The 13,671-nt window shown below is 44.3% G+C and carries 11 protein-coding genes and 2 pseudogenes; 3 read left to right on the forward strand and 10 right to left on the reverse strand.

Features of this window, described 5'->3' with window-relative positions; genetic code table 11:
- Positions 1 to 149 precede the first annotated feature (149 nt).
- On the forward strand, positions 150 to 938 hold the full coding sequence (locus LPW36_RS05320; RefSeq protein ID WP_230608386.1) for a protein bax: 789 nt from the start codon (positions 150 to 152) through the stop codon (positions 936 to 938).
- Positions 939 to 1,591: 653 nt separating this feature from the next.
- Here the strand turns inward: LPW36_RS05320 and LPW36_RS05325 are convergent.
- From LPW36_RS05325 to LPW36_RS05345, 6 genes and pseudogenes are all read right to left on the reverse strand, one after another.
- Entirely contained in the window at positions 1,592 to 2,128 is a 537-nt protein-coding gene (locus tag LPW36_RS05325; RefSeq protein ID WP_230608387.1) for an MltR family transcriptional regulator, read from the reverse strand.
- A 96-nt stretch (positions 2,129 to 2,224) separates the two neighbouring features.
- Positions 2,225 to 3,379 (reverse strand): mannitol-1-phosphate 5-dehydrogenase, encoded by a 1,155-nt coding sequence (locus tag LPW36_RS05330; RefSeq protein ID WP_230608388.1) that lies wholly within the window; start codon positions 3,377 to 3,379, stop codon positions 2,225 to 2,227.
- Between the two features lie 134 nt (positions 3,380 to 3,513).
- A pseudogene (locus LPW36_RS17950) lies at positions 3,514 to 3,966 on the reverse strand (PTS sugar transporter subunit IIA); the annotation flags it as partial.
- Between the two features lie 84 nt (positions 3,967 to 4,050).
- Positions 4,051 to 5,480, reverse strand: a pseudogene (locus tag LPW36_RS05335) (PTS mannitol transporter subunit IICBA); the annotation flags it as partial.
- 656 nt (positions 5,481 to 6,136) lie between these two features.
- A complete protein-coding gene (locus LPW36_RS05340; protein ID WP_230608390.1) occupies positions 6,137 to 7,351 on the reverse strand; it encodes an MFS transporter in 1,215 nt (404 codons plus the stop codon).
- 197 nt (positions 7,352 to 7,548) lie between these two features.
- Complete coding sequence (locus LPW36_RS05345) at positions 7,549 to 7,872, reverse strand: hypothetical protein (protein ID WP_230608392.1); 324 nt, start codon at positions 7,870 to 7,872, stop codon at positions 7,549 to 7,551.
- A 748-nt stretch (positions 7,873 to 8,620) separates the two neighbouring features.
- Here LPW36_RS05345 and LPW36_RS05350 point away from each other — a divergent pair.
- Both LPW36_RS05350 and LPW36_RS17810 read left to right on the forward strand, forming a co-directional pair.
- Entirely contained in the window at positions 8,621 to 9,976 is a 1,356-nt protein-coding gene (locus LPW36_RS05350; RefSeq protein WP_230608395.1) for an MFS transporter, read from the forward strand.
- 233 nt (positions 9,977 to 10,209) lie between these two features.
- Positions 10,210 to 10,962: a C40 family peptidase gene (locus tag LPW36_RS17810; protein ID WP_276574008.1), complete on the forward strand. Its 753-nt coding sequence runs from the start codon at positions 10,210 to 10,212 to the stop codon at positions 10,960 to 10,962.
- 238 nt (positions 10,963 to 11,200) lie between these two features.
- On the opposite strand, the gene LPW36_RS05360 is transcribed toward LPW36_RS17810, so the two are convergent.
- The 4 genes from LPW36_RS05360 to LPW36_RS05375 form a co-directional block, all read right to left on the reverse strand.
- Complete coding sequence (locus tag LPW36_RS05360) at positions 11,201 to 11,815, reverse strand: helix-turn-helix domain-containing protein (protein WP_230608396.1); 615 nt, start codon at positions 11,813 to 11,815, stop codon at positions 11,201 to 11,203.
- Positions 11,816 to 11,925: 110 nt separating this feature from the next.
- A complete protein-coding gene (locus LPW36_RS05365) occupies positions 11,926 to 12,543 on the reverse strand; it encodes a helix-turn-helix domain-containing protein (RefSeq protein WP_230608398.1) in 618 nt (205 codons plus the stop codon).
- A 114-nt stretch (positions 12,544 to 12,657) separates the two neighbouring features.
- Positions 12,658 to 12,927 carry a helix-turn-helix domain-containing protein gene (locus tag LPW36_RS05370; protein ID WP_338085968.1) on the reverse strand — a complete coding sequence of 90 codons (270 nt, stop codon included), beginning with the start codon at positions 12,925 to 12,927 and terminating at the stop codon, positions 12,658 to 12,660.
- Between the two features lie 83 nt (positions 12,928 to 13,010).
- A complete protein-coding gene (locus tag LPW36_RS05375) occupies positions 13,011 to 13,628 on the reverse strand; it encodes a helix-turn-helix domain-containing protein (RefSeq protein WP_230608402.1) in 618 nt (205 codons plus the stop codon).
- Positions 13,629 to 13,671: the final 43 nt, after the last annotated feature.

Genomic DNA, 13,671 nt, shown 5'->3' on the forward strand with positions numbered 1-13,671 from the left:
TGCTTTTATATCCAAATATTACACGTCGAATTGATATTTCGGTGAGATAATCGTTTTTTGTTACAACTTGCTACTTTTAATTTATTCCTGCATTATCGACCATCTTAAATCGAAATCTGATTATTTTGTGAACTAGTTTTGGAGTTTTTATGCCTTCACTTGTTTTAAAAATAATGGGTTCAGCGTTTTTCTTTTTGAGTGTGAGTTCATCGGTCGGTTGGGCATCAACAGGGACAATGATCCATCAAGAGTATTCTCTCAATGATAAGCTTGACAGCCTACCTGATTTGCGAAAATACCCTTCCGGCACTCAACGAAAAAAAGCATTTCTTAATGCAGTTGTACCTATTATTGACCAACAAAACAGTCAAATTCGCCAGGAACGCGAGTGGCTATTAAAAAAGCGTTCATCCCAGAGCTGGAGCTCGCAGGACATCGTGAAGCTACAGCAAATCTGTAGTCGTTATCGCATGGAGTGCAACTCAAATCCCAGGAAGGTGAAATGGGATGAGCTGTTAAAACGCGTTGATGTTCTGCCGACTCATTTAGTGGTTGCTCAGGCAGCAACAGAGTCGGGTTGGGGAACCTCTAAACTGGCGCAAACCAACAAGAACCTGTTTGGTATGCGCTGCGGTAGTAAAAGCTGTAATAGCAAAGGTGGAATAAAAGGGTATTCGTCCTACAGCACTGTAGATGATTCCGTTACCGCCTATTTGTTGAATATGAACACCCATGCAGCCTATAACAAACTGCGTGAGTCACGGGCTGAGCTGAGAAGCCAGGGTGATACCGTGACGGCCGAGCACCTGGTGAATAAACTGGGACGCTACTCTGAACGAGGCGCATCCTATAACCAGTTTTTACGCAAAATGCTGGACCATAATGAAGAGTTGATCCAGCAGGTGAGGACGGCGTCGAGTCTTGATGTGGCAGGGTGATATTTAACAAGGTAAAAAACCGAACAGTTAGATGTTCGGTTTTTTTTTGTGTGGGGGAAGGGAAGGTTGTTTTGATGTTGTTTAATTTGGTCTGGTGTCAGTTTTGCCGCTTTGGATGTTGTGTTTATTTCGGCAGTGGAGCTTGCGTCGAGCAAAGGGGCGTTAGGGCGAACGCCCCTCTGCACTCCCACATCTGCATGCCTCGCTGTTTAACTGTTTGGTCTGGTGTCAGTTTCGCCGCTTTGGGTGTAGTGTTTATCCCGGCAGTAGTGCTTGCGTCGAGCAAAGGGGCGTTGGGGCGAACGCCCCTCTGCACTCCCCGCGCCTGCGCAGCCGACTGTTGACCGCCGCGTAGCGGCGGCAACCTCAGTCAATAAAAAAGCTGACGCACCGGCGCAGAGCCGCTCCAGACGTCGCTGCGCCTCGACCAACATCCATGTTGGTCGTGCTACTTTTTTATTGACTGAGGCAACATTCGGATGCTTTAACCTGAAGGGCGAAGGGCGAAGGGCGAAGGGCGAAGGGCGAAGGGCGAAGGGCGAAGGGCGAAGGGCGAAGGGCGAAGGGCGAAGGGCGAAGGGCGAAGGGCGAAGGGCGAAACCTGACGCACCCGGTAACCGAGTACAGACGGTCTTCCGGCCAGAATATTCACTCTAGAAAGCCTTCTTATGCCCCAATCTCGACAACAAATCCGTAATATACAGCACCAACGTCGAGCGGATAGCCTGCTGATAACGCTGAAGCTGCATATCCACCAGCTTGTCATCAATCACCTCTTCCGGCAGGTTTAGTACCGGGGGTGGGGGGAGGGCAATCCCATGCAACATATGTAACGGACCCAGCACCTCATCATCGGTAAAGCTGAGATTACCCTGAATATTGAGCAGCTCATTATTGAGTGCCAGTAGCAGCTCAACATCTTCATATTCATCCCGGGTGATGACTCCCAGGGCGTAAATCAACTTCAGGCGTACCGGAAGTGCTGCCAGAGGGCCTGAACCCTCCAGCAATGGCTCGACGGCATACTTGACGGCATAATCATCTTTGCGGAATACCTGCAGGATCAGCAGATCGACGGCGTCGGCTAACAGGCTGACAGCAGCCTCAATAAAGCCTTTCACCGTTAATCTGGCATTCAAACGTTCCAGAATGCGGTTTTCAAATACCTGTGTTTCTTCCATTGTTGCCATAGTTTACTTTGCCAGCTAACGTTTTTACCTGAATAGCAGACATTGCTGCCCGATGTTGTTACATAAAAGTGTATACTCACATTATACAGACATCTGTTAAGCCTGACGCTGCATGGTGTTATACACATTTGTTATTTGAGTCACAACTTTGGGTTGATCCTGAAGGTTACAAGCATCCCGCAGGGTTTGTTCAATACCTTTCGAGGCCAGCATATTTGCCAGCTCTTGCGCCTGTGGATCCTGTTCACTGCGATAATTCAATGCCGCCGCGATACCAATCAGTAAATTTTGATGTGGTAACCCGTATTCCAGCGTACCACGAAGCGGCTTAATTAACCGATCCCCTTCACTCAGCTTACGCAATGGCTGACGGCCTACACGCTCAACGTCATCATGCAAATAGGGGTTCTCAAAACGACTCAGGATTTTATCAATATAGGCGGCATGCTGCTCAGGATCGAATGAGTAACGCCGAATCAACACAGCACCGCTCTCTTCCATCGCAGCTTTTACTATCTGACGAATATCCGGATTGAGAATAGCCTCACGAATGGTTTTACATCCCGCCTGTTGACCTAAATAGGCAGTGATAGCGTGCCCGGTATTTAGGGTGAACAGCTTGCGTTCTATATAGGCCATTAAATTAGCGGTAGGTTCCATACCCTCAATATGGGGTAGCTCTCCTTTAAATTGAGTGCTGTCTACAATCCACTCGCTAAAGGTTTCAACCGTGACATCCAATGGATCGTTAGCTGCTTCGCCAGGAGGAACAATACGGTCTACGGCAGAATCGACAAAACCAATGCATTGCTCCATCCATCCCTGCATCTCTTCAGGAATCTGTTGCATCACATGCTGCTTAAGCTGGCTGGTGCCACGCACCATATTCTCGCAGGCAATAATGTTTAACGGCTGATTGTTACCTTGTTGGTAGCGAGCGATTAATCCCTGGGCCAGAGTACCGGCAATCTTTTCCAGCACTTGTGGGCCAACGGCCGTAGTGATGATATCGGCTTGCGCTATTTGACGAATAGCGTCCGGGCTGGCGCTGTGGATTGCGCTAATATGGCTCACTTTTTCTATTCTGGCATCTTTACCAACCACATTAACCTGATAGCTTTGCTGATGTGCCAGTTGATCAACCAACGGTTGGTTAACATCGGCAAAGGTGAGTTCGGCCTGAGCATCCGCCAAGAGTTTACCGATAAATCCACGCCCGATATTGCCCGCACCAAAATGTATTGCTTTCATAAGCTTAACCTTAATATTCTGTGTTCAAATCTAAACCGCAAAAAAAGATCAGGGGCTGGGGACCAGCCCCTAATAACAAAGTATCAGCAGCTAAAATGATGACTGCGGCAGTAGATACTTTGCAATACGTACAACTAAGCGGCTTGCTCACCGGCCAGCAGGTCTAATACTTCCTGCACGCTGGTGGTTTTTGCCAGGCGTTCAATAATGCCGTCTTCATCCAATGCATTGGTTAAACGGGTAATAACCTGAATATGCTGGTTATTCCGTGCCGCAATACCAATGACCAGATGGGCTGTCTCTTCCGCGCTATCGCCGAAACAGACCCCCTGTGGGTATTGACAAATCACTACGCCGGTATTCAGTACGCGATCTTTGGCTTCTACGGTGCCGTGTGGAACGGCAATGGATTCTCCAAGATAGGTTGAGGTTAACGCTTCACGGGCCAGCATTGCGTCGATATAGTCTGGCTCCACATAGCCGCCATCAACCAGCATCTGACCGGCAAAGCGGATAGCCTGCTCTTTATTGTCAGCCTGCAAGTTGAGGAAGATATTATTGGCACTCAGCTCAAACAGATTTTCTTCCTGATGGGCCGGGTCAAAATGTTCATCATTAGCTGCGACAATAGTTTGAGTAATCAATTTGCTGTCGTTGGCGGCCTGCGGATGTTTGGCCGCCAGCAGCCGGGCCGTTAATTCGTTATAAAGCTGACTGTCGAGAAAGTTTTTCAGCGAGATATGGATAGCATGAGGCGCATGGTCCATCGCCCGACGGGTAAGGTCCTGATGCGTAATCACCATATCCACGCCTTCCGGCAGACTGTTAATCGCGCAGTTGGCGACAGAAATATGGTTGAGTCCTGCATCTTTTATTTTTTTACGCAATACACCGGCACCCATGGCGCTGGAGCCCATACCGGCATCGCAGGCAACTATAATGGTGCGCACATAGTCACCATATCGTTTTTGTTCATGGCAGGCTGTGCTGCTCCGCCCTGGGCTTTATTGCCTTTGGCCGGTTGTTTCATACCTTGCATACGGCGAGTGGCATCTGCCAGACCGTTATTCTCTTCTTCACCGGCAGGTGCGCGTTTAAGCATTACGGCAGAAACCAGGAATGAGACAATACCCGACGCCAGAATTGACAGAACGACACCAATTAGCGATGACTTTGGTGTCATCAGCAGTACGGCAAAAATAGAACCGGGAGAAGCCGGGGAAACTAATCCTGCATTAAACAGCGTCAGGGTAAACACCCCGGTCATTCCGCCTAAAATCACCGCTATAATTAAACGCGGGTTCATTAAAACGTAAGGGAAATAGATCTCATGAATGCCGCCAAAGAAGTGGATGATGACCGCACCCGGAGCGGACTGTTTTGCACTACCCTTACCAAAAAACATATAGGCCAGCAGAACGCCAAGACCAGGACCCGGGTTAGCTTCAATCAGAAAGAAAATAGATTTGCCGGTTTCTGTGGCCTGTTGGATCCCTAAGGGAGAGAAAATTCCGTGGTTGATGGCGTTATTCAGAAACAGGATTTTAGCCGGTTCAACAAAAATCGAAGTCAATGGCAGCAGGTTGTTCTGCACCATAATATTCACCCCGGCGGCCATCACTTTCGACAGTGACTCAACCAGAGGGCCAATAGTCATAAAGGCCAGAATAGCCAGCAGCATACCAATAATACCGGCAGAGAAGTTATTCACTAACATCTCAAAACCGCTTTTGATTTTACCATCAACCCAACGGTCAAAGCGGCGAATGGCATAACCACCTAAAGGACCGACTATCATGGCGCCCATAAACATCGGCATATCGGCACCGATGATCACTCCCATAGTGGTAATTGCCCCAACCACACCACCGCGTTCGTCACCAACCAGACGCCCACCGGTGTAGCCAATTAACAGCGGCAGCAGATAGGTAATCATTGGGCCAACCAGTTTAGCCAGCGTTTCGTTAGGTAGCCAACCAGTAGGAATAAACAGTGCAGTAATCAGCCCCCAGGCAATAAATGCGCCGATATTGGGCATCACCATATTGCTGAGGAAACGGCCAAAATTCTGTACCTTGACCTTTATATTTGGTGATAACATAAAACACCCCTCGAGGTACGCGCAGATGGTGGTGCGCGTGTAGTAGTCGGGACGGTTTCGCCAAAAACCGTCAATCGTTTTTCAATGCAGGCCGACTCTATCACGACATTTTTATCTCGCGTACCCCGGGGTGGACTTTGTGATCAATGTCACCCAGTCACCCCCCTTGCGCTATGTTTATGTGTGACATTAATCACAAGAATGGGCTGTAATAAAGCGACAATGTTAATAAAAGTTCTGATTTAGTGGATTTTATGTGATCAAGATCGCTTTTTTGTTAGTGGTGTTTGTTTATTAAATGAGATATTCATCACAAAATATTTTTTCATTTCCCACTTTGCCAATCAATAACCCTGTTTTGAATCCATTACTTTGGTAGCTTATTATTATTTCTGTAACTTAATTACAATTTATTGGTTTTTTTACGACTCTATTTCAGGAATACCGCATGGCGCCTGGTATTTTTCAAATCTTTCTTTTCCAGTACCCACGCATGTAGTGCGTTATTACTTTTATGTTCACTGTTTTACAAAGGCTTGTGTGTTGGAGATTGCGTTAAACCTCTGATATTGATCCCGAACTAAACCAGGTGATATCACAGATCCCAGAAATGATGGATATTCTGCGCCGCACATAGCGGATTGCTGTAGGCCAATTTATGACTTAACTACCGCGGTGCGACATAATAAATAGCTTAAAACAATTCCCAGTACACCCCAGACTCCGGTTAACAGCCATACCGACCCCCAACCTTGAGTATATTCCACCACCAAAGCAACAATGATCGGGCCGGCAAACTGCCCAAAGCTTATCCACTGTTGTAACCAACCAATGGTAACGGGAATATTTTGTGCTGATGGGGTCACTTTAACGGCCAGATTAAACAGAGTCGCCGGGGCCAGCCCTCCGACAGCAGAAAACAGAGTTATAGCGATAAATTGAATCCATGGGGAGCTGTTGAGTCCAAAGGCAATAAAAGCGGACAGAATCATAGTAATGAAAGCAATATTTAACAGCAGATTAGCAGATACCTTGTGTTGTAACAGTTTTCCTGCCAATAAGTTCCCAACAATATTAACCCCGGCGGCAATTGCTGTGAAGGTACCCATTAGTGCACCGGAGATCCCTGCTTCACGGTAGATAATGGGAAGAAAACTTATGATTGCCACCCACTGACTGGTATACATGGAGAAGGTGACCGCCACCAACCAGGGTTCTTTCGTCGTCAGGGTTTGTTTGATGGACAACCAGGCTTGATGTAACTGGTTATTCGAAGGAGAGGGGCTTGAGTTATTCTCCTTCACTAGCAACCACACCAGCAGCGCCATCAACAGGGTGATAATGCCCGAACCTACCCATAGCACTGACCAGTCAAAATAGTTGATCATGGAGGCACCGGCAAATAGCGCAAATACCGTTGCCGTTGGTATATAGGCACTCCATAAGGCAACAAAGAAACTTAATCGGGCTTTGGGGGCTATATGCCTGATTAAGGCCAGGGCAGACATGGTTACCATTAATAAGGCAAAGCCTTCAATAATCCGAAATATCAGTAGCATTGAGATGTTGTTGGCCGTTGCACCGGCAAATGATGCCGCGGAGAGGACCAACAGGCCAATAAGAATACTTTGCTTTTGTCCTATACGCTGGACAAACAGACCAAATACCAGCCCCAGTAGCATTCCCGCCAGTTGAAATACCGAAATTAACCATCCCGTCTGCGACAGGGTTAGCGCCAGCGTTTCCTGCAACACAGGCAGCACCGGAGGCAGTTTCCAAATATGTAATGCGGCACTCACTCCTGCCAGAAAGACGATAAAAGCTCGAGTGGCGGAAGAGGTTACTGCTTGTTTCTGATGGCTGACAGACATAACGCTCCTGAGCAATAACATCCATAATCCGTTAACATCAGGGGGATGCAAAGTGTCGACCATAGCTCAAAATTAAATTATTTATAACAATTAATTATCAAATTTGTTACATAAATCGTTTCAGGTATAGAATACCAGTGAACAGAAATCAAAACCTGTGAGTGGAAACGTTTTCTATAAGGAACATTTATCAGGAGTTACTTTGATGCAATAGCAATGGATTGTTTGAGTAGGGCAATCAGTTCGCTACCGTCCCGGGTGGTAAACTTTGCGCAGGGTGCATCCCAGTTATTGTCAGAAATGGCATAGATAACGAATTGCCCCTGATCGTCAAAAGAGGGATACCAACCAATATCAACAATATTGCCGTTGCTGAATTCTATTTGTAGTAAATCTTCATCAAGGTAATCAATTAAAGAGGATAAAGATTGATTTAAATTTAATGAGGTAATTTGATTGTAGATACTAACGCTATTTTGCACTTTGATAGTAGCGCCACACACTATGATTTCTTTAGCCATTAAATTCGTCTTATTTTTATTAAAGTCAATTAATAATGATTAAAAACGCTTTGATTATAATAAATATATCTTGAATTTTGAAGTGGTTATATTGAAATTATTATAAAATCATTCGTTATTTAATTATATTTAGATAATTTTTTGTTATATATAAAATAAAAAAAACAATGTATTGAGAGTCAGGATAATCATTTTCTGATATCAGAGTTTGATCGACAGGCTCCTGGGAAGAGTATTTTATCCATTTGGGATATAAAACCATCAACCTGCCGGTGGAGAAAACAGAGGGGTTATTCTATTTTTTCCCTTAAGGCATGCGATTATCTTTTGACAGAAAATTATTTTTAACAGAAGTGTTGTATAAAGGCTCGATTTTTACCAGTCACACACGGTCTGACAGGCTATATTTGTTATGAATCATTCTTAATACGAATTTATTTAGATAAATATTCTGGGTTTTGCTGACAAATAAAGCATGATGACCTATTTTCAGTTGTGTGGTTTACAGTATGTCGAATTTACTGCTATAACTAGTAACAAGTGACCATTCATACAGCTACGCAGTACTGACCGCGAATCAATGGATTGAGTGCCTTCAGCGACAGAACATCTCTGAACGATATATGCATTCCTGATTTATTTTCCGGCTACGGAATGTGTTCGCGTCGGTCACTTTTGGAAACCTAATTAATCTATTTTTAGGCAAGATTTTCGCAAATACAATAATTCGATAACAGGTTATAAGTAAATGACAGCGTCTTCACCTACAATAACAGGCCAGCCCAAAGCGCGACCGTTGAATAATAATGATTATAAGACCTTAGGGTTATCTTCCCTTGGTGGAACCCTGGAGTTTTATGATTTCGTTATCTTTGTTTTCTTTACCGGAACATTAACCCAACTGTTTTTCCCTGGTGATAATGAGTTTATTGCCCAAATGAAAACCCTGGGTATTTTTGCTGCCGGTTATCTGGCTCGCCCGCTCGGTGGGATTATTATGGCGCACTACGGCGATAAAATTGGCCGTAAGCGCATGTTCACCCTAAGTATTTTCCTGATGGCATTACCAACGCTGGTGATTGGTTTACTGCCAACTTACGCTTCTATTGGTGTGATGGCACCCATTCTTCTGTTACTGATGCGCATCCTGCAAGGTGCAGCAATCGGTGGTGAAATGCCGGGCGCATGGGTATTTATTGCAGAACACACCCCTGAGCAGCGTTATGGTTTAGGTATTGGTACCCTGACCTCAGGTATTACTGGCGGTATCCTGCTGGGTTCCATTGTGGCTATCTTTATTCAACGTAGCTACAGCACGACAGAAATTAACGATTATGCATGGCGTATTCCGTTTATTCTTGGTGGCGTGTTTGGTTTTATTTCGGTTTACATGCGTAAATTCTTGCAGGAAACCCCAATTTTTAAAGAGATGGCAGAAAAGCATGCTCTGGCAAAAGAGCTTCCGGTTAAAACGGTTATTAAGAGCCATAAGCTGGCCTGTGGTATTACCGCAATTTTGACCTGGTCTCTGTCTACGGCGGTGGTGGTAACCATTCTGATGACGCCTTCTGTTGTGGTAGAGAAGATGTATCAGATCGACAGAACCATTTCGCTGGAGGCTAACTGCGTTGCTACACTCATGTTAACGCTGGGCTGTATTTTCTGGGGATGGATTAGCGATAAGCTGGGTACCCGAGTCTGTATGGCGGCATCCTGGGGTGGTTTAGCAATTACGGCTTACCATTTTTACAGTTCGCTGCATCCGGGAATTGGCGCAGGGGAATTGATGTTTAATTATGGTTTGATGGGGCTGTTTGTTGGTGCTATTGCCACAACGCCAATTGTTGGTGTTCGTGCCTTCCCACCGGCTATTCGTTTCTCCGGCTTGTCTTTTGCTTACAACCTGGCTTACGCGGTATTTGGTGGTTTAACCCCAATGATAACCGGCGCATGGCTACAGCAAAGCTCTATGGCTCCGGCTTATTACGTAGGAATTGTATCCCTGTTAGCGGTTGCGGTTGCTTTCCTGCCGCTGGCTTACAAAGGCTGGACAGCAAAAAAGCAGCCTGACGCGATTCCCGCGTCGCCGATTATTGCTGATTAAGATGGGATGAAAATAAAGAAACCGCCAAACGGCGGTTTTTTTATTTCAGACTGATAATGGAGTCAGTTTTTAGGTCTGGTAGCAGCCAATCTATTTCTCATTGAAACATCTTGTCATTTTTATACAGGTTCGGGTTACAAAAAAAACGTTTTAATCTTTGCACAACTGAATAGACTGATTCCACTTTTCCTCTTTCAGTTTGAGACCGAAATATAAATTTAAATCATACTATTATGACGCATATTATACCTATCGCACTCTATAGCCTGTTTCGTTCCTTCGTTGGAGGGATTATCTGCATTTTTATGCTGTTTCTCTCTTTTCATGCTAATGCCGCTGGCCACCATCAGGTTAGCAAAAAGTTACCGCTGGCAGCCCATGTGGTGATGAAAAGCAACACCAAACGTAAACGAGTTTCATTAAATGGCGTCGGTAAAGCCCATCAGCAGTCTGATGAGCAACAGGAGATTCTGGCAGGGAGTAATCCATTCCGTCAGCGTAACATTGATGAGTTACGAATTAGCGAAGGTATGCACCCTCAAATATCGACGGTTCAGAAAAACACCATGGTGGCTGCGAAACGTGAAGTGATTGCTAACTTGATGAAGCAACTGGGTAAGCCCTATCACTATGGAGGAACTTCACCACGTACCGGATTTGATTGTAGTGGTCTGGTGAACTATGCCTATCGGGACCATTTGAAATCAATGTTGCCAAGAACCGCCAATAATATGTTTCATATGTCCGCTGAACAGGCGCTGGAAATAGAAAAAGAGCAACTGCATAGTGGCGATCTGGTCTTTTTCCGTACCCATAGTCGTAGCCGTGGTTATGCGGATCACGTTGGGGTATATCTGGGTGATGGTGAGTTTATTCAGGCGCCACGTACCGGTAAAGATATTCAGATTAGCCGACTGGATGAGGACTACTGGCAGGAGCACTATATTGGTGCTCGCCGGGTGTTGTTACCTGCTGCGGTACGCTAATTTCAGGCCTCGCGCGTGTTTACACCGCGAGGTAACGCTATTTTGATAAAACATCTATTACTTCATCCTGACCTTATAGTTTCTCTGGCAATAATGTGACTGAAGTCAATTTGCCATTCTTCATAAAGAGATAGCCGCTTTTTCTTAACTCTGACAGTGTATAGGACAAAATGGGAACTGGATATAATCAACCTGAACTGAATATTGTTGCCGGAACGTCAGCTAACTAACCGGATATTCAAAACCTCTCCGGCAAGGTGGTTATCGACATCAGTTTGCCATTATTCATAGTGATATAGTCACCTTTTCTTAATTCTGACAGTACCATCATCACATAACTGCGTGACAACCAGGACCGTTTAATAATGTAAGAGGCCACGGTCACCGAGTTTTTTATCTCGTCACTGGACTGGGCTAATTCTATTAACAACAGGCGAATAAAAGCATAGTTATTAGGGTTAATGGTTTTGGCAAACACACGATAATATTCGGTCATATTATTCGCCAGTACGTAGTTGACTGATTCATACAGGCCTTTTTCGGCAATGACTTTGCGGGCATCTTCTATGGTCAGGGCATTTACGGTGATATTTTGGCCCGGCTTAATATAAAAATAGGTTGGGGGAGCATAAAGGTTAGTCAGGCCGAGAAGAGCAGGCCCTTCATAAAAAGTTAGCAGACGCTCTTCATTCATATAGATACCGAAAAAACCCTCCTGTATGCAGTAAATATCGTCTGTCATCGGATATACCTTACCTTTCTTAATGGTAAGCTGCTGGGTTTTACCACTGCGAATAAAGGTATCCATCAACCATTGACGATGAGCATCACAGTCGGGAAGATTATCTGTCATTTTTTGCACCTGAGTAAATGGATTCTGTTAACAATAAGATAAAAACAGTCAGGGAGGATAACCAACCCGGTCCTGTTTTTTGTCAGAATATCAGCCAGTAAATATAGTGTTTAGAACCTCTCCGGTAATGAGGTTATTGAAATCAATTTACCATCATCCATAGTGATATAGCCGCCTTTTCTTAATTCTGACAACACCATCATCACGTAGCTGCGTGATAACCCTGAGCGTTTAATAATGTAGGCAGCCACCGTTATGGAGTCTTTTATTGCATCGCTGGCCCGGTTTAAGTCCATAATCAGCAGGCGAATAAAGGTGTAATTATTAGGGCTAATGACTTTTTCATACATATGAAAAAAAGCCGTTGTATTATTGGCTAATACGTAACCTATTGACTGATATAAATCTTTCTCTTTAATAATTTTTCGTGCTTCTTCTGTTGGCAGAGTAGATATGGTGCAGGTTTTGCCCGGCTTAATATAAAACTGTACGGGTTCAGAGTAAAAGTTAGTCAGACCGATAATGGCCTGCCCTTCATAATAGGCCAGCAGGCGCTCTCCCTGATTCATATACACAGAGAAAACTCCCTTTTGAATACAGCAGACCTCATCGGTCGTAAGATAAGAATTCCCCTTTGGCACTGCAATGGCTTTAATTTTATCGCTCCGGGTAAACGCGTCCATCAACCGTTGAAGATGAATTTTATAGTCGGGAAACTGGTCTGCCATTATTTGATACCTGAACCTGTATTTATTTATTAACTATAGGAGAAAAAACTGCGCGGAGTATAGCCTGTCTCTCTCTAATTTTTATTAAGATTCCGGCCAGCAAACCGGTGGGAGTCAGAGTTTTTCCGGCAACGAAGTCATTGAAACCAGTTTTCCTTTTTCTATTGTGACATAGCCACCTTTTCTTAATTCTGACAGCACCAGCATGACATAGCTGCGCGATAGAGAGCCCGGAACGCTTAATAATAAAAAAACTGCCATTACAGAAGCTTTTACCATATCGGCGGCCTGATTCAAGTCCATTAATAGCGTGCGAATTAGCGCATAATTATTAGGATTGATGGTTGTTGAGTTTAGCTGGCCGACTCTGACAATAGCGGATATTTTTCTGGTTCAACTATCAGCAAGTTTAGATAGCTTATGTCAGTTTCTACCGTTGGCAGAGCAGTAGTCAGCTACGCTGTTGCTTAGAACTTCTCCGGTAGTGAATTTATTGAAATTAATTTGCCATCTTCCATGGTGATATAGTCGCCCTTTCTTAATTCTGACAGCACCATCATTACATAGCTACGCGATAGCCCTGAGCGTTTCATAATGTAAGATGCCACCGTGACAGAGGTTTTTACCGCATCGCTGGTCTGATTTAAGTCCATAAGCAGAATGCGGATAAAAGAATAATTGTTAGAAGTAATGGTTTTTTCAAAAGTATGAAAAAACTCGACTATATTATTAGATAGTACATAGATTATTGACTCATATAGATTTTTTTCTTTGATGATTTTTTTTGCTTCTTCTGCTGACAAAGTAAATATGATACTGGTTTGGGCTGGCTTAATATAAATATCGACGGTGTTTGTGTGGAAATTTGTTAGCCCAAGAATAGTAAGCCCTTCTGCATAAGCCAGCAAACGATCTTCTTTGTTCATATAAATAGGGAATAGCCCTCCCTGAAAGCAGCAAATATTATTGGAAATATAATGTTTACTACATTTTTTAACGGTAAGTTTTTTGACTTTATCGCTTTGAGTAAAGGCATCAGTCAGTAATTCAAAATGCATTTTAAGGTCGGTAGGAATATTTAGCATTGTGTCACCTGATGAGTGGGTTCTATCGATTGTGAATTAAAAT

Source organism: Limnobaculum eriocheiris, from assembly GCF_021010575.1.
Taxonomy (GTDB): Bacteria; Pseudomonadota; Gammaproteobacteria; order Enterobacterales; family Enterobacteriaceae; genus Limnobaculum; species Limnobaculum eriocheiris.